At 68.5% G+C, this 21,184-nt stretch carries 34 protein-coding genes and 1 pseudogene; 2 read left to right on the forward strand and 33 right to left on the reverse strand.

Annotation, left to right across the window (positions count from 1 at the left end; genetic code table 11):
* Positions 1 to 96, reverse strand: a pseudogene (locus tag ACFW1I_RS13265) (winged helix-turn-helix transcriptional regulator); the annotation flags it as partial.
* A gap of 92 nt (positions 97 to 188) precedes the next feature.
* Positions 189 to 581: a winged helix-turn-helix transcriptional regulator gene (locus ACFW1I_RS13270; RefSeq protein ID WP_384669387.1), complete on the reverse strand. Its 393-nt coding sequence runs from the start codon at positions 579 to 581 to the stop codon at positions 189 to 191.
* A gap of 112 nt (positions 582 to 693) precedes the next feature.
* Between ACFW1I_RS13270 and ACFW1I_RS13275 the strand changes: the two genes are divergently transcribed.
* Positions 694 to 1,632 carry an NADP-dependent oxidoreductase gene (locus ACFW1I_RS13275; RefSeq protein WP_384669389.1) on the forward strand — a complete coding sequence of 313 codons (939 nt, stop codon included), beginning with the start codon at positions 694 to 696 and terminating at the stop codon, positions 1,630 to 1,632.
* Positions 1,633 to 1,670: 38 nt separating this feature from the next.
* On the opposite strand, the gene ACFW1I_RS13280 is transcribed toward ACFW1I_RS13275, so the two are convergent.
* Positions 1,671 to 3,293 (reverse strand): ABC-F family ATP-binding cassette domain-containing protein, encoded by a 1,623-nt coding sequence (locus ACFW1I_RS13280; protein ID WP_384669390.1) that lies wholly within the window; start codon positions 3,291 to 3,293, stop codon positions 1,671 to 1,673.
* Between the two features lie 56 nt (positions 3,294 to 3,349).
* Here ACFW1I_RS13280 and ACFW1I_RS13285 point away from each other — a divergent pair, with 56 nt between their 5' ends.
* Positions 3,350 to 4,339 carry a hypothetical protein gene (locus ACFW1I_RS13285; RefSeq protein WP_384669392.1) on the forward strand — a complete coding sequence of 330 codons (990 nt, stop codon included), beginning with the start codon at positions 3,350 to 3,352 and terminating at the stop codon, positions 4,337 to 4,339.
* Positions 4,340 to 4,369: 30 nt separating this feature from the next.
* Here ACFW1I_RS13285 and truA read toward each other — a convergent pair whose 3' ends face one another.
* From truA to rplC, 30 genes are all read right to left on the reverse strand, one after another.
* Positions 4,370 to 5,227 carry a tRNA pseudouridine(38-40) synthase TruA gene (gene truA, locus ACFW1I_RS13290; protein WP_384669394.1) on the reverse strand — a complete coding sequence of 286 codons (858 nt, stop codon included), beginning with the start codon at positions 5,225 to 5,227 and terminating at the stop codon, positions 4,370 to 4,372.
* 83 nt (positions 5,228 to 5,310) lie between these two features.
* On the reverse strand, positions 5,311 to 5,781 hold the full coding sequence (gene rplQ / locus ACFW1I_RS13295; RefSeq protein WP_031012120.1) for a 50S ribosomal protein L17: 471 nt from the start codon (positions 5,779 to 5,781) through the stop codon (positions 5,311 to 5,313).
* Positions 5,782 to 5,949: 168 nt separating this feature from the next.
* Positions 5,950 to 6,972 carry a DNA-directed RNA polymerase subunit alpha gene (locus tag ACFW1I_RS13300; RefSeq protein WP_004946635.1) on the reverse strand — a complete coding sequence of 341 codons (1,023 nt, stop codon included), beginning with the start codon at positions 6,970 to 6,972 and terminating at the stop codon, positions 5,950 to 5,952.
* A gap of 140 nt (positions 6,973 to 7,112) precedes the next feature.
* Entirely contained in the window at positions 7,113 to 7,517 is a 405-nt protein-coding gene (gene rpsK, locus ACFW1I_RS13305) for a 30S ribosomal protein S11 (protein WP_003956432.1), read from the reverse strand.
* 66 nt (positions 7,518 to 7,583) lie between these two features.
* Complete coding sequence (gene rpsM / locus ACFW1I_RS13310) at positions 7,584 to 7,964, reverse strand: 30S ribosomal protein S13 (RefSeq protein ID WP_015035595.1); 381 nt, start codon at positions 7,962 to 7,964, stop codon at positions 7,584 to 7,586.
* Positions 7,965 to 8,154: 190 nt separating this feature from the next.
* On the reverse strand, positions 8,155 to 8,268 hold the full coding sequence (gene rpmJ, locus ACFW1I_RS13315; protein ID WP_003956441.1) for a 50S ribosomal protein L36: 114 nt from the start codon (positions 8,266 to 8,268) through the stop codon (positions 8,155 to 8,157).
* Positions 8,269 to 8,331: 63 nt separating this feature from the next.
* Positions 8,332 to 8,553 carry a translation initiation factor IF-1 gene (gene infA, locus ACFW1I_RS13320; RefSeq protein ID WP_003956442.1) on the reverse strand — a complete coding sequence of 74 codons (222 nt, stop codon included), beginning with the start codon at positions 8,551 to 8,553 and terminating at the stop codon, positions 8,332 to 8,334.
* A gap of 163 nt (positions 8,554 to 8,716) precedes the next feature.
* The gene (map, locus tag ACFW1I_RS13325; RefSeq protein WP_031012115.1) at positions 8,717 to 9,568 is read right to left on the reverse strand and encodes a type I methionyl aminopeptidase; all 852 of its coding nucleotides are present in this window, start codon (positions 9,566 to 9,568) and stop codon (positions 8,717 to 8,719) included.
* A 97-nt stretch (positions 9,569 to 9,665) separates the two neighbouring features.
* On the reverse strand, positions 9,666 to 10,313 hold the full coding sequence (locus tag ACFW1I_RS13330; protein ID WP_384669396.1) for an adenylate kinase: 648 nt from the start codon (positions 10,311 to 10,313) through the stop codon (positions 9,666 to 9,668).
* On the reverse strand, positions 10,313 to 11,632 hold the full coding sequence (gene secY / locus ACFW1I_RS13335; protein WP_031012111.1) for a preprotein translocase subunit SecY: 1,320 nt from the start codon (positions 11,630 to 11,632) through the stop codon (positions 10,313 to 10,315). The genes ACFW1I_RS13330 and secY overlap by 1 nt, the downstream gene beginning before the upstream one ends.
* 217 nt (positions 11,633 to 11,849) lie before the next feature.
* Positions 11,850 to 12,305 (reverse strand): 50S ribosomal protein L15, encoded by a 456-nt coding sequence (gene rplO, locus ACFW1I_RS13340; protein WP_030494264.1) that lies wholly within the window; start codon positions 12,303 to 12,305, stop codon positions 11,850 to 11,852.
* A 2-nt stretch (positions 12,306 to 12,307) separates the two neighbouring features.
* A complete protein-coding gene (gene rpmD, locus ACFW1I_RS13345) occupies positions 12,308 to 12,490 on the reverse strand; it encodes a 50S ribosomal protein L30 (protein WP_005313525.1) in 183 nt (60 codons plus the stop codon).
* Positions 12,490 to 13,095 (reverse strand): 30S ribosomal protein S5, encoded by a 606-nt coding sequence (rpsE, locus tag ACFW1I_RS13350; RefSeq protein ID WP_030201551.1) that lies wholly within the window; start codon positions 13,093 to 13,095, stop codon positions 12,490 to 12,492. Before rpsE ends, rpmD begins: the two co-directional genes overlap by 1 nt.
* A gap of 45 nt (positions 13,096 to 13,140) precedes the next feature.
* The gene (gene rplR, locus ACFW1I_RS13355; RefSeq protein ID WP_030759358.1) at positions 13,141 to 13,524 is read right to left on the reverse strand and encodes a 50S ribosomal protein L18; all 384 of its coding nucleotides are present in this window, start codon (positions 13,522 to 13,524) and stop codon (positions 13,141 to 13,143) included.
* A 3-nt stretch (positions 13,525 to 13,527) separates the two neighbouring features.
* Entirely contained in the window at positions 13,528 to 14,067 is a 540-nt protein-coding gene (gene rplF, locus ACFW1I_RS13360; RefSeq protein WP_351845835.1) for a 50S ribosomal protein L6, read from the reverse strand.
* Positions 14,068 to 14,087: 20 nt separating this feature from the next.
* Positions 14,088 to 14,486 (reverse strand): 30S ribosomal protein S8, encoded by a 399-nt coding sequence (gene rpsH / locus ACFW1I_RS13365; RefSeq protein WP_031012103.1) that lies wholly within the window; start codon positions 14,484 to 14,486, stop codon positions 14,088 to 14,090.
* 223 nt (positions 14,487 to 14,709) lie between these two features.
* On the reverse strand, positions 14,710 to 14,895 hold the full coding sequence (locus tag ACFW1I_RS13370) for a type Z 30S ribosomal protein S14 (protein WP_003956452.1): 186 nt from the start codon (positions 14,893 to 14,895) through the stop codon (positions 14,710 to 14,712).
* Between the two features lie 5 nt (positions 14,896 to 14,900).
* A complete protein-coding gene (rplE, locus tag ACFW1I_RS13375) occupies positions 14,901 to 15,458 on the reverse strand; it encodes a 50S ribosomal protein L5 (protein WP_106979021.1) in 558 nt (185 codons plus the stop codon).
* Positions 15,455 to 15,766 (reverse strand): 50S ribosomal protein L24, encoded by a 312-nt coding sequence (rplX, locus tag ACFW1I_RS13380; RefSeq protein ID WP_282694363.1) that lies wholly within the window; start codon positions 15,764 to 15,766, stop codon positions 15,455 to 15,457. Before rplX ends, rplE begins: the two co-directional genes overlap by 4 nt.
* A 2-nt stretch (positions 15,767 to 15,768) precedes the next feature.
* Entirely contained in the window at positions 15,769 to 16,137 is a 369-nt protein-coding gene (gene rplN, locus ACFW1I_RS13385; RefSeq protein WP_003956455.1) for a 50S ribosomal protein L14, read from the reverse strand.
* Between the two features lie 97 nt (positions 16,138 to 16,234).
* A complete protein-coding gene (gene rpsQ / locus ACFW1I_RS13390) occupies positions 16,235 to 16,516 on the reverse strand; it encodes a 30S ribosomal protein S17 (protein WP_024755411.1) in 282 nt (93 codons plus the stop codon).
* Positions 16,516 to 16,740 carry a 50S ribosomal protein L29 gene (gene rpmC / locus ACFW1I_RS13395; RefSeq protein ID WP_030494258.1) on the reverse strand — a complete coding sequence of 75 codons (225 nt, stop codon included), beginning with the start codon at positions 16,738 to 16,740 and terminating at the stop codon, positions 16,516 to 16,518. The genes rpsQ and rpmC overlap by 1 nt, the downstream gene beginning before the upstream one ends.
* Positions 16,740 to 17,159 (reverse strand): 50S ribosomal protein L16, encoded by a 420-nt coding sequence (rplP, locus tag ACFW1I_RS13400; protein WP_030494257.1) that lies wholly within the window; start codon positions 17,157 to 17,159, stop codon positions 16,740 to 16,742. Before rplP ends, rpmC begins: the two co-directional genes overlap by 1 nt.
* A 5-nt stretch (positions 17,160 to 17,164) precedes the next feature.
* Positions 17,165 to 17,995, reverse strand: a complete 831-nt coding sequence (rpsC, locus tag ACFW1I_RS13405; protein ID WP_030759375.1) for a 30S ribosomal protein S3 — start codon at positions 17,993 to 17,995, stop codon at positions 17,165 to 17,167.
* Complete coding sequence (gene rplV, locus ACFW1I_RS13410; protein WP_031012097.1) at positions 17,995 to 18,342, reverse strand: 50S ribosomal protein L22; 348 nt, start codon at positions 18,340 to 18,342, stop codon at positions 17,995 to 17,997. Before rplV ends, rpsC begins: the two co-directional genes overlap by 1 nt.
* 44 nt (positions 18,343 to 18,386) lie before the next feature.
* A complete protein-coding gene (rpsS, locus tag ACFW1I_RS13415) occupies positions 18,387 to 18,668 on the reverse strand; it encodes a 30S ribosomal protein S19 (RefSeq protein ID WP_030759378.1) in 282 nt (93 codons plus the stop codon).
* A gap of 12 nt (positions 18,669 to 18,680) precedes the next feature.
* A complete protein-coding gene (gene rplB / locus ACFW1I_RS13420; RefSeq protein ID WP_030494254.1) occupies positions 18,681 to 19,517 on the reverse strand; it encodes a 50S ribosomal protein L2 in 837 nt (278 codons plus the stop codon).
* Positions 19,518 to 19,556: 39 nt separating this feature from the next.
* Positions 19,557 to 19,874, reverse strand: coding sequence for a 50S ribosomal protein L23 (rplW, locus tag ACFW1I_RS13425; RefSeq protein WP_030759382.1), 318 nt, complete (start codon positions 19,872 to 19,874; stop codon positions 19,557 to 19,559).
* A complete protein-coding gene (rplD, locus tag ACFW1I_RS13430; protein ID WP_319010204.1) occupies positions 19,874 to 20,524 on the reverse strand; it encodes a 50S ribosomal protein L4 in 651 nt (216 codons plus the stop codon). Before rplD ends, rplW begins: the two co-directional genes overlap by 1 nt.
* Positions 20,525 to 20,528: 4 nt before the next feature.
* Positions 20,529 to 21,173 (reverse strand): 50S ribosomal protein L3, encoded by a 645-nt coding sequence (rplC, locus tag ACFW1I_RS13435; RefSeq protein WP_031012092.1) that lies wholly within the window; start codon positions 21,171 to 21,173, stop codon positions 20,529 to 20,531.
* Between the last annotated feature and the right edge of the window lie 11 nt (positions 21,174 to 21,184).

Below are 21,184 nucleotides of genomic sequence, written 5' to 3' on the forward strand. Positions count from 1 at the left end.
CGGGGTCAGGGCGTAGTCCACCCGCACCGGCACCGACGCGGTCACCGTCCGGCTGACCAGGCCGTCACGCTCCAGGGCACGGAGGGTCTGGGTCAGCAGCCCCCCTGCCCGACGCCGCCCTCGCACGGCTCGGCCCCGGGGGGCCTCCCCGGCTTCGGCCGGCTGCGCCGGACTCCGTCCGCCGACCGTCACCCGTCGTACGCCGCCCGCGCCGCCGCCACCTCCTCGATGTGACCGTCCGCCCACTCCTTCACCGCCGCCACCACCGGCAGCAGCGAGACCCCCAGCGGGGTCAGGGCGTAGTCCACCCGCACCGGCACCGACGCGGTCACCGTCCGGCTGACCAGGCCGTCACGCTCCAGGGCACGGAGGGTCTGGGTCAACATCTTCTGGCTGACGCCGGCGATCTTGCGGTGCAGTTCGGCGTAGCGGCGGGGGCCGTCCGCGAGGGCGTTCAGGACGAGGGTGACCCACTTGTCGGCGATGCGGTCGAGGAGCTGCCGGGCGGGGCACTCGGCGAGATACGCGTCATAGGCGCGGCGCGCCTCCGCGCGGCGCTCGTCGGCGGTCCGGGTGGGCATGGGCGCTCTCCTCCGGGTGCGGTACGCACTTCCAGGTGCCTGCTTCCCGTCGGAGAGTAGCGCTCCCTAGGTTCGTGGGAGCAGTCACCGCCCTCACGGAAGGCCCACCGCCATGCGCGCACTCGTCCTCGACTCCTTCGGCGGCCCCGAGGTGCTGCGGATCGCCGAGGTGCCCGTCCCCGCCACCGGGCCCGGCCAGGTCCGCGTGCGGGTCACGGCCTCCACCGTCCACCCGGTGGACCTCGCCACCCGTTCCGGCGTCCTCGCCGAGGCCGGGCTGATGAGCGGCGGGGGCCGCACCGGGCTCGGCTGGGACGTGGCCGGGGTGGTCGAGGAGACCGGCCCCGGCGTCACCTCGGTCCGCCCCGGCGACCCGGTCATCGGCATGAACGACCGGCTCGACGTGGCCCTCGGCACCCAGGCCGAACACGTCGTCCTGGACGCCCACGCGGTGGCCCCGGCGCCCGCCGGACTCGACCCGGTGGCCGCCGCGACCCTCCCGCTGGCCGGCCTGACCGCCCTCCAGGCCCTCGCCGCCCTCGCCCTGCCGGACGGCGAAACGCTCCTGGTCACGGGCGCGGCGGGCGCGGTCGGCGGTTACGCGGTGCAGCTGGCCGCCGCGCGCGGCCTGCGGGTGGTGGCGACGGCCCGCGCCGCCGACGAGCCGTTCGTACGCGGGCTGGGCGCCGCGCACTTCGTCGCCGCGGGCCCGGGCAGGCTCGGCGAGGCGGTCCGGGCCCTGGTCCCCGGCGGGGTGGCGGGCGCGCTGGACGCCGCCGTCCTGGGCGCGGCGGCGCTGGACGCGGTCCGCACCGGCGGCGCCTTCGCCGCCCTGGTCGCGGGCGGCGCCCCGTACCCCCTGCGGGGCATCCGGGTCGCCCCGGTCTGGGTCCGCGCGGACCGGGCGGACCTGACCCGCCTGGCGGCGCTGGCCGAGGCCGGCGCCCTCACCACCCGTGTGGCGGACGCCCTCCCCCTGACGGCGGCGGCCGAAGCCCACCGCCGCCTGGCCGAGGGCGGCCTCCGAGGCCGCCTGGTCCTGCTTCCGTGACCCCCGTGACCCGTGACCCGTGACCCGGTCCCCCGGGGTCAGCGCGCCCGCTCCACCCGCCGCTCGTCCCACACCGGCTCGGTGGACTCGCGGACGACGCCGTCCGAGCCGAAGACCAGGTAGCGGTCGAAGCTCTTCGCGAACCAGCGGTCGTGGGTGACGGCGAGGACCGTGCCCTCGTAGGACTCCAGGCCGTCCTGGAGGGCCTCGGCGGACTCCAGGTCCAGGTTGTCCGTGGGCTCGTCGAGGAGCAGCGCGGTCGTGCCGGCCAGCTCCAGGAGGAGGATCTGGAAGCGGGCCTGCTGGCCGCCGGAGAGCTTGTCGAAGGGCTGGTCGCCCTGCCGCTCCAGTTCGTACCGGCGCAGCATCGACATCGCCGCGCCCCGGTCCTTGGCGTGCTCGGTCCACAGGATGTCGACGAGCGGGCGGCCGGCCAGCTCGGGGTGGGCGTGGGTCTGGGCGAAGTGCCCGGGGACGACCCGCGCGCCCAGCTTCCACGTACCGGTGTGGGCCACCGACTCGTCCCCGGCGAGCAGCCGCAGGAAGTGGGACTTGCCGGAGCCGTTCGAGCCGAGGACGCCGACCCGCTCCCCGTAGAAGATCTCCAGGGAGAAGGGCTTCATCAGGCCGGTCAGTTCGAGGTTCTCGCAGGTCACCGCGCGGACACCGGTCCGGCCGCCGCGCAGCCGCATCCGGATGTCCTGCTCGCGCGGCGGCTCCGGCGGCGGGCCGGCCTCCTCGAACTTCCGCAGCCGGGTCTGGGCGGCGGCGTACCGGGACGCCATCTCGTGGCTGACCGCGGCCGCCTGCCGCAGGTTGACGACCAGCTTCTTCAGCTGCGCGTGCTTCTCCTCCCAGCGCCGCTTCAGCTCCTCGAAGCGGGCGAACCGCTCCCGCCGCGCCTCGTGGAAGGTGTCGAAGCCGCCGCCGTGCACCCACACGTCGGAGCCGGCCGCGCCGGGCTCCACCGCGATGATCTTCTGCGCGGCGCGGGAGAGCAGCTCCCGGTCGTGGGAGATGAAGAGCACGGTCTTGCGGGTCTCCCGCAGCCGCTCCTCCAGCCACCGCTTGCCGGGGACGTCCAGGTAGTTGTCCGGCTCGTCGAGGAGCAGCACCTCGTCGGTGCCGCGCAGCAGCGACTCCAGGACGAGCCGCTTCTGCTCGCCGCCGGACAGCGTCCGCACCTGACGGAACTGCGCCTTGTCGTACGGCACGCCCAGCGCGGCCGTGGTGCAGATGTCCCACAGCGTCTCGGCCTCGTACCCCTGCACCTCCGCCCAGTCGGCGAGGGCCTGCGCGTACCGCATCTGCGCGGCCTCGTCGTCGACGGTCATGATCAGGTGCTCGGCCGCGTCGACGGCCTTCGCGGCCTCCCGGATCCGCGGGTGCGCCACGGAGACCAGCAGGTCGCGGACGGTCGACTCGTCCCGTACGGAGCCGATGAACTGCGGCATCACGCCGAGCCCGCCGCTGACGGTGACGGAGCCGCCGTGCGGCTGGAGGTCTCCCGCGATCATCCGCAGGAGGGTGGTCTTGCCGGCGCCGTTGGCCCCGACGAGCGCGACGACGGCGCCCTCCCCCACCCTGAAGGAGGCGTCCCCGAGCAGGACCCTCCCGTCGGGAAGGTAGTACTCCAGATGCGCGGCCTCGACATGTCCCATGGGGTGCATTGTCACCGCCCGCGTCCGCTTCCCCCAAGCGGTTTAGGATGCGCGGCATGAGCTTTGGGGGACCGCAGTGGCCGCAGGAGCCGCAGCAGCAGGGGCAGCAGGGGTACGGACAGCAGCACGGGTACGGGTACCCGCAGCAGCCGGGGCCGTACGGGCAGCCGCAGCAGCCGGCGTACGGACAGCAGCCGTGGCAGCAGCAGCCGGACCCCTTCGCCGGCGGGCAGGGCGGCGACGGCACCCCTGACTGGGGCGCCCTCGCGGACGCCTCCGCGGCCGGCAGCCGCCGCAAGCGCCGCCTGCTGATCGCGGGCGGCGTCCTCGCCACGGTGGCGGTGGGCGCGCTCGTCGCGGCCGCCGTGGTGGCGACGAACAAGAAGAACGACGAGGCCAAGACCGGCGGCCCGACCCCGACGGGCCCGGTCGCCACGACGACCTCCCCCACCCCCGCGCCGACCTTCTCCTCCGTGGCCCCGCCGCCCCCGCCGGACCCGAAGGACTACATCACCGATCCGAAGAAGGACAAGGCGCCGCTGACGACCGACGGGCTCTACCCGGGCACGAAGCTCACCATGTTCGGCCGCCCCTACAAGAAGGGCGCCACCTCCGCGACGAAGAACTGCGCCGCGGTCACCACGGGCGGCCTCGGCCCGGTCCTCCAGAAGAACGGCTGCGAGCGCGTGCTGCGCGCCACCTACGTCAAGGACGGGGTGGCGATCACCGTCGGCGTCGCCGTCTTCCCCTCCGAGAAGGCCGCGCTGGCCGCGAAGAAGCAGGCCACCGGCGGCATCGCGCCGCTCGCCGGCAAGGGCGTCGGCACCTTCTGCCACGCCACCGTCTGCCTCCGCCGCGCCAACTCGGTCGGCCGGTACGCCTACTTCACCCAGGCCGGCTTCGCGAACGGCACCAAGGTCACCACGAAGGACAAGCCGGTCTTCCAGGCCAGTGACGACCTGGGCACCTTCGTCTTCAACCAGATCTACGCCCGCGGCAAGAGCCAGGCGAACGCGGCGGCGGCCGCCTCGGCCCCGCCGCGCTAGCTCCCGGCGGGTCCGGCCGGACCGGAGCGCTCAGCAGCAGCCGGCGACGCCCGGCAGGGTGCGCTTGTTGCGGGCCTCGCGGCTGCGGGCGGCGAGCTGGTCGTCCGCCGGGTAGCCGACCTCTTCGAGGGTGAGGCCGTGCGGGCGGACGACGTGGACCGCGGAGTCGCGGACGCCGGCGGCGAGCACCTTGCCCGGCCAGTCCACCGGCCGGTGTCCGTCGCCGACGAAGAGCAGCGCGCCGACGAGCGAGCGGACCATGTTGTGGCAGAAGGCGTCGGCCTTGACCGTGGCCTCCAGGATGCCGTCGGGCCGCCGCTCCCAGCGCAGCGTCTGGAGCGTGCGGATGGTGGTCGCGCCCTCGCGCTTCTTGCAGTACGCGGCGAAGTCGTGCTCGCCGACCAGCGCGGCGGCCGCCTCGTTCATGGCGTCCATGTCGAGGGTCCAGTCGTGCCACAGGACGTGCCCGCGCAGCAGCGGGTCGACGCCGCCGGGGTGGTCGGTGACCCGGTACGCGTACCGCCGCCAGATCGCCGAGAAGCGGGCGTTGAACCCCGCGGGGGCCTCGGTGAGGCTCCACACCCGCACGTCGTGCGGGAGTCGCCCCGCGAGCCGCCGCAGCAGCTTCTCGCGGTGCTCCTGCCACAGCTCCTCGGGCAAGTCCACGTGCGCGACCTGACCGCGCGCGTGCACCCCGGCGTCGGTCCGGCCGGCGACGGTCAGCTCGTACGTCTCCGAGGACCGCGTCACGGTCTTCAGCGCGTCCTCGATCTCGCCCTGCACGGTCCGCTGCCCCCGGGCCTGCTTGGCCCACCCGGAGAAGTCGCGGCCGTCGTAGGAAAGGTCCAGCCGTACCCGTACGAACCCGGGCTGCACGTCATCACTCACCAGGAAATCCTCTCAGACACACGGGAACGGGCCCGCACCCCAGGGGGTACGGGCCCGTTCCGTGAGAAACGTCGGAAGAACGCTTACGCGTCCTTCGCCTCGTCCTCGGTCGCCTCGACCGCGGCGGCCTCGTCGGCCTCCTTGACGGCGCGCTTGGTGGCGGCCTCGGCCTCGGCGACGGTCGCCTTCTTGGCGATCTCGCCCTCGACGAGCTCGATCACGGCCATCGGGGCGTTGTCGCCACGACGGTTGCCGATCTTCGTGATGCGGGTGTAACCACCCGGACGCTCCGAGTAGCGCGGGGCGATCTCGGTGAAGAGGGTGTGGACGATGCCCTTGTCGGTGATCGTCTGCAGCACCAGGCGACGGTTGTGGATGTCGCCCTTCTTCGCCTTGGTGATCAGGCGCTCGGCGACGGGACGCAGACGGCGGGCCTTGGCCTCGGTCGTCGTGATGCGGCCGTGCTCGAACAGCGACTTCGCCAGGTTGGCGAGGAGCAGCTTCTCGTGAGCGGCGGAACCGCCGAGGCGGGCACCCTTCGCGGGACGCGGCATGGTGTTTCTCCTTGTGATCTGCACCGGCCGTATGAGGTACCGGTGTCAGTATCCGAGCAGGCGGTTACCTGTCGGAGACCGGGGCTTGCGCCCCGGAGGGGGCGCGGGGAACTGCGCGATCAAGCACAGCGCACCCGCGCCCAGGTACGGACCGTGAGGCCCGAGCTCTTAGTACTGCTCGGTCTCGACGAACCCGGCGTCCGCGTCGTCGTCGGCGCCGAAGGCGTCGGCCGCGGCGGTCGGGTCGAATCCGGGCGGGCTGTCCTTGAGCGCGAGGCCCATGCCGGCCAGCTTCGCCTTGACCTCGTCGATCGACTTCGCACCGAAGTTGCGGATGTCGAGCAGGTCGGCCTCGGAGCGCGCCACGAGCTCACCCACGGAGTGGATGCCCTCACGCTTGAGGCAGTTGTAGGAGCGGACCGTGAGCTCCAGCTCCTCGATCGGCAGCGCGAGGTCGGCGGCGAGGGCGGCGTCCGTCGGGGACGGGCCCATGTCGATGCCCTCGGCGTCGATGTTCAGCTCGCGGGCGAGACCGAACAGCTCGACCAGGGTCTTGCCGGCGGACGCCATGGCGTCGCGCGGGCGCATGGCCTGCTTGGTCTCGACGTCGACGATGAGCTTGTCGAAGTCGGTGCGCTGCTCGACTCGGGTCGCCTCGACCTTGTAGGTGACCTTGAGAACCGGCGAGTAGATGGAGTCGACCGGGATACGGCCGATCTCCTGGCCCACCTGCTTGTTCTGGACGGCGGAGACGTAGCCGCGACCGCGCTCGACGGTCAGCTCCATCTCCAGCTTGCCCTTGGCGTTCAGGGTCGCCAGGACGAGGTCGGGGTTGTGCACCTCGACACCGGCCGGGGGCGCGATGTCGGCGGCGGTGACCAGACCCGGGCCCTGCTTGCGCAGGTACATCACGACCGGCTCGTCGTGCTCCGAGGAGACGACCAGCTGCTTGATGTTGAGGATGAGGTCGGTGACGTCCTCCTTGACGCCCGGCACGGTGGTGAACTCGTGCAGGACACCGTCGATGCGGATGCTGGTGACAGCGGCACCCGGGATCGAGGAGAGGAGGGTACGGCGGAGGGAGTTGCCGAGGGTGTAGCCGAAGCCCGGCTCCAGCGGCTCGATGACGAACCGGGAGCGGAACTCGTCGACGACCTCTTCGGTCAGCGACGGACGCTGAGCGATCAGCATGTCTGTGATTCCTTCGGTCGTGGACGCCCACTATTTGACGCCCGACGGGGTGTTGCGGCACTGCGTACTGCAAGGGTACGGGCGGTACGTCCCGTGAGGGGACGCACCGCCCGAAAAGTCCTGCTCAAGCAGCCCGTGCGTCAGACGCGGCGGCGCTTGGGGGGACGGCAGCCGTTGTGCGGCGTGGGGGTGACGTCCTGGATCGAGCCGACCTCGAGGCCGGTGGCCTGGAGGGAGCGGATCGCGGTCTCACGGCCGGAGCCGGGACCCTTGACGAAGACGTCGACCTTGCGCATGCCGTGCTCCTGCGCGCGGCGGGCGGCCGACTCGGCGGCCATCTGCGCGGCGAAGGGGGTGGACTTGCGCGAGCCCTTGAAGCCGACGTGGCCTGCGGAGGCCCAGGAGATCACGTTGCCCGAGGGGTCCGTGATCGAGACGATCGTGTTGTTGAACGTGCTCTTGATGTGCGCGTGGCCGTGAGCGACGTTCTTCTTTTCCTTGCGGCGCACCTTCTTGGCAGCGCCCTGACGACCCTTGGGGGGCATCTCTTACTCCTACGGGAGGTGGTCGGTCCTACAGCGAAGACCGCTTGGTCAAGCGTCCGCTGAGGACTACTTCTTGCCCGGCTTCTTCTTGCCGGCGATGGCGCGACGCGGGCCCTTGCGGGTACGAGCGTTCGTGCTGGTGCGCTGACCGCGGACGGGCAGGCCACGACGGTGGCGAAGGCCCTGGTAGCAGCCGATCTCGACCTTGCGGCGGATGTCGGCGGCGATCTCGCGGCGGAGGTCACCCTCGGTCTGGAGGTTGGCGTCCACGTACTCGCGGATCTTGACGAGGTCTTCCTCGGCAAGATCGCGGACACGGGTGGACGGGTTCACGCCGGTCGCGGCGAGAATCTCCTCGGACCGGGTACGCCCGATACCGAAGACGTAGGTGAGTGCGACCACCACGCGCTTCTCGCGCGGGATGTCAACACCGGAAACGCGTGCCATTCAATGGCTCCTGTGTTCTCGGGGGTCTGCTGCAGAACCGTTCCCGGCTGCCGTATGAGGTACAGATCGGGTCCCCGGCCCCCGCCGGAGGTGCCGTCAGCCGTGGATCACGGCCGGACGGGCTCTGCGTATGTACGTATTGCTATGCGTCGCGCGAAGAACTGCGAGATGCAGGTTCGGTCGGCGTGCGTCAGCCCTGGCGCTGCTTGTGGCGCAGGTTGTCGCAGATGACCATGACCCGGCCGTGACGGCGGATCACCTTGCACTTGTCGCAGATCTTCTTGACGCTCGGCTTGACCTTCATGGGATGTGAGGTTCTCCGGGTCAGTGCCACCACCCGCGCGCGGAGGCGGGGTGCGGGCAAGATCTACTTGTACCGGTAGACGATCCGGCCACGCGTCAGGTCGTACGGAGACAGCTCCACGACGACCCGGTCGTCCGGGAGGATACGGATGTAGTGCATCCGCATCTTGCCGGAGATGTGCGCGAGGACCTTGTGACCGTTCTGGAGCTCCACCTTGAACATGGCGTTCGGCAGGGACTCGATCACGGTGCCCTCGATCTCGATGGCACCTTGCTTCTTGGCCACGCTTCGCCCTTCGAATCGGCTACCTTGATCGACTCTCACTCCCCGGTGCGGACACACGGGTACACGAGAGCCGACGCATCAGTCTACGCCAGGCCCCTGGAAAAGACGAATCCGGGGAGTTTGCCCAACGTGGAAGATCATTACGCCGCCGGTCTCCCGGCGGTTACGCCAGCGGGTCCGGAGCCGCGGTGACGCCCAGCTCCGCCAGCTTGGCCTTGCCGCCGTCCACGGCGGTGAGGACCAGGGGGCCCTCCTCCGTCAGCGCCACGCTGTGCTCCCAGTGGGAGGACCAGGTGCCGTCGGTGGAGACGACCGTCCAGTCGTCCGCGAGGACCTCCGTGTGCGGGGTGCCGAGGGAGACCATCGGCTCGATCGCCAGGCAGAAGCCGGGGACCAGCTTCGGGCCCTTGCCGCGCTTGCGGGAGACGTAGTTCAGCAGGTGCGGGTCCATGTGCATCTCGGTGCCGATGCCGTGGCCGCCGTAGTCCTCGACGATGCCGTACTTGCCCAGGCTGTGGTCGCCGACGGCCGGCCGCGGCTGGCGCTTGATGTACGACTCGATCGCCTTCGAGATGTCGACCAGGCGCGCACCCACCCGCATCGCCGCGATGCCGGCCCACATCGACTCCTCGGTCACCCGGGAGAGCTCGATCAGCTCCGGCGCGTGACCGGTGCCGACGAAGGCGGTGTACGCGGCGTCGCCGTGCCAGCCGTCCACGATCGCGCCGGCGTCGATCGAGATGATGTCGCCGTCCTTGAGGACGGTCTTCTCGTCGGGGATGCCGTGGACCACGACCTCGTTGACCGAGGTGCAGATGGTCGCGGGGAAGCCGCCGTACCCGAGGAAGTTCGACTTCGCCCCGTGGTCGGCGATCACCTTGCGCGCGACCTCGTCCAGGTCCTTCGTCGTGGCGCCCGGCACGGCCGCCTCGCGGGTCGCCGCGTGGATGGCGGCGACGACCAGCCCCGCCTCGCGCATCTTCGCGATCTGCTCCGGGGTCTTGATCTGCACCATCGTGGGCGGGGCCTTTCCATCGAGTACGGGGAACAGAACAACGATACGGCCGCGGCGCCCGTCAGGGGCACCGCGGCCGTACCGCGTGAGCGTGGGGTTACTTCTTCAGCGCGTCCATCGCACGCGCCGTGACCTCGTCCACCTTGCCGAGCGCGGAGATCGTCGCGACCAGGTTCTGCGCCCGGTAGTAGTCGATGATCGGCTCGGTCTCCGTGTGGTAGACCTCCAGGCGGGTGCGGACGGTCTCCTCGGAGTCGTCCGCGCGCTGGTAGAGCTCGCCACCGCAGGTGTCGCACACGCCCTCGGTCTTCGGGGCGTTGTACGTCACGTGGAACACGTGCGAGGAGTCGTTGCGGCAGATGCGGCGACCCGCGATCCGCTTCACGACCTCGTCCTCGGGGACCTCAAGGTCCAGGACCGCGTCCAGCTCGATGCCACCGGCCTTGAGGAAGGCGTCCAGGGCCTCGGCCTGGACCACGTTCCGCGGGAATCCGTCGAGCAGGAAGCCGCCCTCGGCGTCCGCCTGGCGCATGCGGTCCTCGGCCATCCCGATCGTCACGGAGTCCGGCACGAGCTGGCCGGCCTTCATGAACGACTGCGCCTCTACGCCCAACGGCGTGCCCTGCGAGATGTTGGCACGGAACAGGTCGCCCGTAGAGATGTGCGGGATGCCCAGGTTCTTGGCGAGGTACGCAGCCTGCGTGCCCTTGCCCGCACCGGGCGGTCCGACGAGGACGATTCGCATCAGCGGAGGAACCCTTCGTAATTGCGCTGCTGGAGCTGGCTCTCGATCTGCTTCACGGTCTCCAGCCCCACACCCACGATGATGAGGATGCTCGTCCCGCCGAACGGGAAGTTGGCATTGGCACCGCCGAAGCCTGCCAACGCCATCGTCGGCACAAGAGCGATCAGACCCAAGTACAGCGAGCCCGGCCAAGTGATCCTGTTGAGCACGTAGCTCAGGTACTCGGCAGTAGGTCGACCAGCCCGGATACCCGGGATGAAGCCACCATACTTCTTCATGTTGTCGGCGACTTCCTCGGGGTTGAACGAGATCGCCACGTAGAAGAAGGCGAAGAACACGATCAGGAGGAAGTACGTGGCGATGTAATACGGGTGGTCACCCTTGACGAAGTGGGCTTCGATCCAGGTCTTCCAGCCCGCGGTGCTGTTCGAGAACTGCGCGATCAGCGCCGGGATGTAGAGCAGCGACGAGGCGAAGATGACAGGAATCACACCTGCCTGGTTCACCTTCAACGGGATGTAAGTGGACGTACCGCCGTACGACCTGCGGCCGATCATCCGCTTCGCGTACTGCACCGGGATGCGGCGCTGGGCCTGCTCGACGAAGACGACGAGGGCCACCATCACGAAGCCGATGAGGATGACGGTGCCGAACTCGATCCAGCCCTGGGCGAGCTTGCCGCTCTCCTTGATGGCCCACAGGGCGCCCGGGAAGCCGGCGGCGATCGAGATGAACATCAGGATCGACATGCCGTTGCCGATGCCGCGGTCGGTGATGAGCTCACCGAGCCACATGACGATGGCGGTGCCCGCGGTCATGGTGATGACCATGGTGGCGATGGTGAAGATCGAGGGGTCCGGGACGACCTGGTCGGCCACGCTGCAGCCGCTGAAGAGGGCACCGCTCTTGGCGGTGGCCACGAGACCCGTGCCCTGGAGGATCGCCAGCGCGATCGTCAGGTAGCGGGTGTACTGCGTGATCTTCGCCGTACCGCTCTGGCCCTCCTTCTTGAGGGCTTCCAGGCGCGGGATCACGACGGTGAGCAACTGCAGGATGATGCTCGCCGTGATGTACGGCATGATGCCGAGCGCGAAGATGGTGATCTGCAGCAGTGCGCCGCCACTGAACATGTTCACCAGGCCGAACAGGCTGTTGTTGCCCTCGCTCGCCTGGTCCACGCACATCTGGACGGCCTCGTACTTGACGCCGGGGACGGGGATGTGGGCCCCCAGGCGGTACAGCACGATGATCGCCAGCGTGAAGAGCAGCTTCTTGCGCAGGTCGGGCGTCTTGAACGCCCGGGCGAAGCCGGTGAGCACGGTGCCTCCTGCGACCCCCGCGCTATGCGTCAGAGGTGACGGTCTTGAGATTCGATAAGGACTGATAGAGATCGGTCCCGGCTCCGGCGGCCTATACCGCATGAGCATGGACGGTGCACGCCACCTTACCGGCGACCATGCCCCCCTAGGAACGACCAACCGGGGATGCCCCTTTTGGGAGGCATCCCCGGTCGGATGTTCAGGCCATCGAGTCGTCTCAGACGAGCTCGGTGACGGTGCCGCCGGCGGCGGCGATCTTCTCCTTGGCGGAGCCGGAGACGGCGTCGACCGTCACCTGCAGCGCCACGGAGACCTCGCCGGTGCCGAGCACCTTGACGAGCTGGTTCTTACGAACCGCACCCTTGGCGACCAGGTCGGCCACCGTGACCTCGCCACCCTGCGGGTAGAGCGCGGCCAGCTTGTCCAGGTTCACGACCTGGTACTCGGTGCGGAACGGGTTCTTGAAGCCCTTGAGCTTCGGGAGGCGCATGTGGAGGGGCATCTGCCCACCCTCGAAGCGCTCCGGAACCTGGTAGCGGGCCTTGGTGCCCTTGGTACCACGACCGGCCGTCTTACCCTTCGACGCCTCACCACGACCCACACGGGTCTTGGCGGTCTTGGCGCCCGGGGCGGGACGGAGGTTGTGGATCTTGAGCGGGTTGTTCTCCGCCATGATCAGTCGACCTCCTCAACCGTCACGAGGTGGCGGACGGTGTGCACCATGCCGCGGAACTCGGGGCGGTCCTCCTTGACGACCACGTCGTTCAGGCGCTTGAGCCCGAGCGAACGCAGCGTGTCGCGGTGGTTCTGCTTGCTGCCGATGTACGACTTCGTCTGCGTGATCTTGAGGCGAGCCATTACGCACCCGCTCCCGCACGCGCACGAAGCAGAGCCGCGGGGGCGACGTCCTCGAGCGGCAGACCACGGCGAGCCGCGATCTCCTCGGGACGCTGCAGGCCCTTCAGGGCCTCCACGGTCGCGTGCACGATGTTGATCGCGTTGTCGGAGCCGAGCGACTTCGACAGGATGTCGTGAACGCCGGCGCACTCGAGAACGGCGCGCACCGGGCCACCGGCGATCACACCGGTACCGGGGGAAGCCGGCTTGAGCAGGACGACGCCCGCAGCCTTCTCGCCCTGGATCGGGTGGGGGATGGTGCCCTGGATGCGGGGGACCTTGAAGAAGTGCTTCTTGGCCTCCTCAACACCCTTGGCGATGGCGGCCGGCACCTCCTTGGCCTTGCCGTAACCGACACCCACGGTGCCGTCACCGTCACCCACCACGACGAGCGCGGTGAAGCTGAAGCGACGACCACCCTTGACAACCTTGGCGACGCGGTTGATCGCGACTACGCGCTCAACGTACGCGGTCTTCTCGGCGGCGGCAGCGCCACCGTCGCGGCCCTTCCGGTCCCGCCGCTCGCCGCCACCGGCACCGCTGCCGCGGCGCTGGGGTCCAGCCATTGGAATACCTCTCTCTGTTACGTCCGTTAGTCCCGGAACCGGGGCTTAGAACTTCAGCCCGGCTTCGCGGGCGGCGTCAGCCAGAGCGGCAATGCGCCCGGCGTACCTGTTGCCACCACGGTCGAACACGACGGCCTCGACACCGGCGGCCTTGGCGCGCTCGGCGACCAGGGCGCCGACCTGCTGGGCCTGCGAGGACTTCGAGCCCTCGCCACCGCGGATCGAAGCGTCCAGGTGGGACGCCGACGCGACGGTGTGACCCTTGAGGTCGTCGATGACCTGCGCGGTGATACCGCGGTTCGAACGCGTCACGACGAGGCGCGGACGCTCCGCCGTACCCGACACGTTCTTGCGGATGCGCAGGTGACGGCGCGCCTTCGCGGCGCGCTTGTAAGCGTCGCCCTTGGCGATCTTGACACCGTATGCCATGGCTTACTTACCAGCCTTTCCGACCTTGCGGCGGATGACCTCGCCCGCGTACTTGACGCCCTTGGCCTTGTACGGGTCGGGCTTCCGCAGCTTGCGGATGTTCGCGGCGACCTCGCCGACCTTCTGCTTGTCGATGCCCTCGACCGAGAACTTGGTCGGCGACTCGACCTTGAAGGAGATGCCCTCGGGGGCCTCCACCAGGATCGGGTGGCTGTAGCCGAGCTGGAACTCCAGGCCGGAGCCCTTCGCGGCCACGCGGTAACCGACACCGCTGATCTCGAGCGCCTTGACGTACCCCTGGGTCACACCGGTGATCATGTTGGCCACCAGCGTGCGGGACAGGCCGTGGAGGGCCTTGTTCTGACGCTCGTCGTTCGGACGGGTGACGTTGAGAACGCCGTCCTCGCCCTTAACGATCTCGATCGGCGCGGCGACGGTGTGCGTCAGCGAGCCCTTCGAGCCCTTGACGGTGACCGTGCGGCCCTCGATGGTGACGTCCACGCCGGCGGGAACCGTGATGGGGAGCTTGCCGATTCGCGACATTGCTATTCCTCCGTTCCCGACTACCAGACGTAGGCGAGGACTTCCCCACCCACGCCCTTCTTCTGCGCCTGCTGGCCGGTCAGGAGACCGTGGGACGTGGAGATGATCGCCACGCCCAGGCCGCCGAGGACCTTCGGCAGGTTGGTGGACTTCGCGTAAACCCGGAGGCCCGGCTTCGAGATCCGCTTGATGCCCGCGATGGAGCGCTCACGGTTCGGACCGAACTTGAGGTCGATGACGAGGTTCTTGCCGACCTCGGCGTCCTCGACCTTCCAGCCCGTGATGAAGCCCTCCTGCTGGAGGATTTCCGCGATGTGAGACTTGATCTTGCTGTGCGGCATCGTCACGGTGTCGTGGTACGCCGAGTTCGCGTTACGCAGACGCGTGAGCATGTCTGCGATCGGATCAGTCATGGTCATGAATTGGCCTTCGGCCTCTCTCGCCGGGGTTTCCTGGTGCACCATCCCTCTCCCCGATCCGAGACGGGGCGGGTGCGGTGCGGTGGACCTACGGCGTAGTAAGTCGTACGGGCGGCGGACGCCCAACCCCACTAGCCTAAGCCATGCGGGACCGGGAGTCCGCCAACCCAATGCCTACCGAGAGACTCCGGTCATTCACCAACGCCCAAAGGGCGAGGGGGAATTACCAGGAGCTCTTGGTCACGCCCGGCAGCTCGCCACGGTGAGCCATCTCACGGAGGCACACGCGGCAGAGGCCGAACTTGCGGTACACGGAGTGGGGGCGGCCGCAGCGCTGGCAGCGGGTGTACGCGCGCACACCGAACTTGGGCTTGCGGGCAGCCTTCGCGATGAGAGCCTTCTTCGCCATCTCGCTTACGCCTCCTTGAACGGGAAGCCGAGGTGACGGAGAAGCGCACGGCCCTCGTCGTCGTTGGTCGCCGTGGTGACCACGGTGATGTCCATACCCCGGGTACGGTCGATCTTGTCCTGGTCGATCTCGTGGAACATGACCTGCTCCGTGAGACCGAAGGTGTAGTTGCCACGGCCGTCGAACTGCTTCGGGGACAGGCCGCGGAAGTCGCGGATGCGCGGCAGCGCGAGCGACAGGGTGCGGTCCAGGAACTCCCACATGCGGTCGCCACGGAGCGTGACGTGGGCACCGATCGGCTGGCCCTCACGCAGCTTGAACTGCGCGATGGACTTGCGGGCCTTGGTGACGGCCGGCTTCTGACCGGTGATCGTGGTGAGGTCGCGGATCGCGCCCTCGATCAGCTTCGAGTCACGGGCGGCGTCGCCGACACCCATGTTGACCACGATCTTCACGAGGCCGGGGATCTGCATGACGTTCTCGTACTTGAACTCGTCACGCAGCTTGCCCGCGATCTCCTCGCGGTACTTCGTCTTGAGACGCGGAGTGGTGGTAGCCATCAGATGTCCTCACCCGTCCGCTTGGCAACGCGGATCTTGTTGCCCTCGTCGTCGAAGCGGTAACCCACACGCGTGACGACCTTCTTGCCGTCCTTCTCCACGACCAGCTGGACGTTGGAGACGTGGACCGGAGCCTCGGTGGTCACGATGCCGCCGGCCTGGTTCGGGCCGGCCTTCGTGTGCTTCTTGACCCGGTTGACACCCTCGACGAGGACGCGGGACTCGGCGGGGTAGGCCGCGATGACCTTGCCCTGCTTGCCCTTGTCCTTGCCGGTGATGACCTGGACCAGGTCGCCCTTCTTGATCTTCATGCTTACAGCACCTCCGGCGCGAGCGAGATGATCTTCATGAACTTCTTCTCGCGCAGCTCACGGCCGACCGGGCCGAAGATACGGGTGCCACGAGGGTCGCCGTCGTTCTTCAGAATGACGGCGGCGTTCTCGTCGAAGCGGATGTACGAGCCGTCCTGGCGACGGCGCTCCTTGACGGTGCGAACGATGACGGCCTTGACGACGTCACCCTTCTTCACGTTGCCACCGGGGATCGCGTCCTTGACGGTGGCGACGATGACGTCACCGATGCCCGCGTAGCGGCGACCCGAACCACCGAGAACACGGATGCAAAGGATCTCCTTGGCACCAGTGTTGTCGGCGACGCGAAGTCGCGACTCCTGCTGGATCACGTCTATCTCCTGATTGTCTGCCGGTTCCCGGCAGGGGCACCGGAGTGCCCCTGCCGAGCCTGGCGGAACTGTTCCTAGGGGGTCCCCCTAGGAGGGATTACTTGGCCTTCTCGAGGATCTCGACGACGCGCCAGTGCTTCGTCGACGACAGCTTCCGGGTCTCCATCAGGAGGACGCGGTCGCCGATGCCGGCAGCGTTCTGCTCGTCGTGAGCCTTGAGCTTGTTCGTACGGCGGATGACCTTGCCGTACAGCGCGTGCTTGACGCGGTCCTCGACGGCGACGACGACGGTCTTGTCCATCTTGTCGCTGACGACCAGGCCCTCGCGGACCTTGCGAGCGTTGCGCTCGGTCTTCTCAGTCACGTTGCTCTCGCTCATCAGGCGTTCTCCACCGTCTCAATGCCGAGCTCACGCTCACGCATGAGGGTGTAGATCCGGGCGATGTCCTTACGGACCGCCCGCAGACGGCCGTGGTTCTCGAGCTGACCCGTCGCCGCCTGGAAGCGGAGGTTGAACAGCTCTTCCTTGGCCTCGCGGAGCTTGGCCACAAGCTCCTCGTTGCCCAGCTCGCGCAGCTCGGACGCCTTGGTACCGGCCGACATCACAGCTCACCTGCCTCGCGCTTAACGATCTTGCACTTCATCGGCAGCTTGTGAGCCGCACGAGTCAGAGCCTCACGCGCGATCTTCTCGTTCGGGTAGGACAGCTCGAACATCACCCGACCGGGCTTGACGTTCGCGATCCACCACTCCGGCGAACCCTTACCGGAACCCATGCGGGTCTCGGCAGGCTTCTTCGTGAGCGGGCGGTCCGGGTAGATGTTGATCCAGACCTTGCCGCCACGCTTGATGTGGCGGGTCATCGCGATACGCGCGGCCTCGATCTGGCGGTTGGTCACGTAGGCCGGGGTGAGGGCCTGAATGCCGTACTCGCCGAACGCAACCTGCGTGCCACCCTTGGACATGCCATTGCGCTTCGGGTGGTGCTGCTTGCGGTGCTTGACCCTACGGGGGATCAGCATTTCGGTCAGGCCTCCGTTCCGGTGCTCTCGGCAGCCGGAGCGGCGGCGGCCTCGGCCTTGGGGGCCTCGGCAGCGGGAGCCTGCTGCGGCTTGCGACCGCGACCGCCACGCTCGCCACCGCGGCCACCGCGGCCGGCCGGGCGGTCAGCACCGCCACGGGCCGGACGGTTGCCGGCGCGGGCGGCGGCGTTCTCGGCGCGGACCTCGGCGATGTTCTTGACGTCGCCCTTGTAGATCCAGACCTTCACGCCGATGCGGCCGAAGGTCGTCTTGGCCTCGAAGAAGCCGTACTCGACGTTCGCGCGGAGCGTGTGCAGCGGCACACGGCCCTCGCGGTAGAACTCCGAGCGGGACATCTCGGCGCCGCCGAGACGGCCACCACACTGGATCTTGATGCCCTTGGCGCCGGCCTTCATGGCGGACTGCATGCTCTTGCGCATGGCCCGACGGAAGGAGACGCGGGAGGAGAGCTGCTCGGCGACGGCCTGGGCCACGAGCTGAGCGTCGACCTCGGGGTTCTTGACCTCGAGGATGTTCAGCTGGACCTGCTTGCCGGTCAGCTTCTCCAGCTGGCCGCGGATCTTGTCGGCCTCGGCGCCACGGCGACCGATGACAATGCCCGGACGAGCGGTGTGGATGTCCACGCGGACACGGTCACGGGTGCGCTCGATCTCAACCTTCGAGATGCCGGCGCGCTCCATGCCGGACGTCAGCATCCGACGGATGGCGACGTCTTCCTTGACGTAGTCCTTGTACAGCTTGTCGGCGTACCAGCGGGACTTGAAGTCCGTGGTGATGCCGAGCCGGAACCCATGCGGGTTAACCTTCTGGCCCATTACCGGGTTCCTTCCTTGCTGCTGACGACCACGGTGATGTGGCTGGTCCGCTTGCGGATCCGGTAGGCACGGCCCTGGGCACGCGGACGGAACCGCTTCAGGGTCGGACCCTCGTCGACGAACGCCTCGCTGATGTACAGCGAAGAGGCGTCCGTGTGGTCGTAGTTGTGCGCGGCGTTGGCGATGGCGCTGTCGAGCACCTTGCCGACCGGCACGGAGGCTGCCTGCGGAGCGAATCGCAGAACAGCCTGAGCCTCCGTGGCATCCATGCCACGGATCAGGTCCACCACGCGGCGGGCCTTCATGGGCGTGACGCGGATGTACCGCGCCTGGGCCCTGGCTTCCATGGTTGTCCCTCTCAGTTACTTACGTGTCTGAATGCGATCCGCTACTAGCGGCGCTTCGACTTCCGGTCTTCCTTGACGTGACCCCGGAAGGTACGCGTCGGCGAGAACTCGCCGAGCTTGTGCCCGACCATCGACTCGGTGACGAACACCGGGACGTGGGTCTTGCCGTTGTGCACCGCGATCGTGTGCCCGAGCATCGCCGGGATGATCATGGAGCGACGGGACCAGGTCTTGATGACGTTCTTGGTACCGGCCTCGTTCTGAGCGTCCACCTTCTTGATGAGGTGGCCGTCGACGAAGGGTCCCTTCTTGAGACTGCGCGGCATCTAAACCCGCTCCTAGCGCTTCTTGTTCGTCTTGCGGCGGCGGACGATGTACTTGTTCGAAGCCTTCTTCGGCGAACGAGTACGACCCTCCTTCTGACCCCACGGGGAGACCGGGTGGCGACCACCGGAGGTCTTGCCCTCACCACCACCGTGCGGGTGGTCAACCGGGTTCATCGCCACACCGCGAACGGTCGGGCGGACGCCCAGCCAGCGCTTGCGGCCGGCCTTACCCCAGTTGATGTTCGACTGCTCGGCGTTGCCGACCTCGCCGATGGTGGCGCGGCAGCGGGCGTCGACCAGACGGATCTCGCCGGACGGCATGCGGAGGTGGGCCATGGTGCCCTCCTTCGCAAGCAGCTGCACGGAGGCACCCGCGGAGCGGGCGAACTTGGCGCCACCGCCGGGACGGAGCTCGATCGCGTGGATCGTGGTACCGACCGGGATGTTGCGGAGGGCCAGGTTGTTGCCGGGCTTGATGTCCGCGCCCGGGCCGTTCTCGACGCGGTCACCCTGCGTCAGACCCTTGGGAGCGATGATGTAGCGCTTCTCGCCGTCCGCGTAGTGGAGCAGCGCGATGCGCGCGGTGCGGTTGGGGTCGTACTCGATGTGAGCGACCTTGGCCGGCACGCCGTCCTTGTCGTGACGACGGAAGTCGATCACGCGGTAGGCACGCTTGTGGCCACCGCCCTGGTGACGGACGGTCACACGACCGGTGTTGTTACGGCCGCCCTTGCTGTGCAGGGGGCGGACCAGCGACTTCTCCGGCGTGGACCGCGTGATCTCGACGAAGTCGGCTACGGAGGAGCCACGACGGCCCGGCGTAGTCGGCTTGTACTTGCGGATACCCATTTCTCAGTCCTCGTCCGATATCGGACGACTCGACCGCCGTCAGGCGGTCGGGCCGCCGAAGATGTCGATTCGGTTGCCCTCGGCCAGGGTCACGATGGCGCGCTTGGTGTTGGCGCGCTTGCCGAAACCGGTGCGGGTGCGCTTGCGCTTGCCCTGACGGTTGATCGTGTTGACCCCGGTGACCTTGACCGAGAAGACCGCCTCGACGGCCTGCTTGATCTGGGTCTTGTTGGAGCCGGGCGCGACGATGAACGTGTACTTGTTCTCGTCGAGCAGGGCGTAGCTCTTCTCGGAGACGACCGGCTTGACGAGGACGTCGCGCGGGTCCGTGAAGGTCTTGCTGGTGATCTCGGCCATCAGGCGTCGTTCCCCTCGTTGTCGTCGGCCTTGGGGCCAGACACGAAGGACTCGAAGGCGGCCTGGGTGAAGACCACGTCGTCGGATCGCATCACGTCGTACGTGTTCAGCTGGCCCGGCTCCAGGATGTGCACCTGGGGCAGGTTGCGGGCGGACAGCCACGCGGCCTCGTCGGCACGCTCGGCGACCAGGAGCAGGTTCTTGCGCTCCGAGATCTTGCCGAACAGCGTCTTGGCGGCCTTGGTGGAGACAGCACCCTCGACCACGCCGGAGACGACGTGGATGCGGGAGTGGTTCGCCCGGTCGGAGAGGGCACCGCGGAGGGCGGCGGCCTTCATCTTCTTGGGGGTCCGCTGCGAGTAGTCACGCGGCACGGGACCGTGCACGACGCCACCACCGGCGAACTGCGGGGCGCGGGTCGAACCCTGACGGGCGCGGCCGGTGCCCTTCTGGCGGTACGGCTTCTTGCCACCACCGCGGACCTCGCCACGCGTCTTGGTCTTGTGGGTGCCCTGGCGGGCAGCCGCAAGCTGCGCGACGACGACCTGGTGGATCAGCGGGACGCTGATCTTGGCGTCGAAGATCTCGGCCGGGAGCTCGATGGTCCCCGCCTTGTCGCCGGCAGGCGACAGAATGTCAATGGTGCTCATATCCTCAGGCCCCCTTGGCCGCGGTGCGGACCAGGACGAGGCCGCCGTTCGGACCAGGAACCGCGCCCTTGATGAGCAGCAGGCCCTTCTCCGCGTCAACGGCGTGAACGGTCAGGTTCTGGGTGGTCACGCGCTCGTTGCCCATGCGGCCGGCCATGCGCATGCCCTTGAAGACGCGGCCCGGGGTGGCGCAGCCACCGATCGAACCGGGCTTGCGGTGCACGCGGTGGGCACCGTGGGAAGCCTTGCCACCACGGAAGTTGTGGCGCTTCATGGCACCGGCGAAGCCCTTGCCCTTGCTCTTGCCGGTCACGTCGACCTTGATGCCCGCCTCGAAGACCTCGGCGGTGATCTCCTGGCCGAGGGTGTACTCGCTGGCGTCAGCGGTACGGATCTCGACAAGGTGACGGCGCGGGGTGACGTCGGCCTTGGCGAAGTGGCCCTTGAGGGGCTTGTTCACCTTGCGCGGGTCGATCTCGCCGAAGGCGATCTGGACCGACTCGTAGCCGTCGACGTCGTTCGTACGCACCTGGGTCACGACATTCGGGCCGGCCTTGACGACGGTCACCGGGACGACCCGGTTGTTCTCGTCCCAGACCTGCGTCATGCCGAGCTTCTCGCCCAGGATGCCCTTGATGTTCTTAGCCATCTCGCGCGTCA

Source organism: Streptomyces sp. NPDC058955 (assembly GCF_042741435.1).
Lineage (GTDB): Bacteria > Actinomycetota > Actinomycetes > Streptomycetales > Streptomycetaceae > Streptomyces.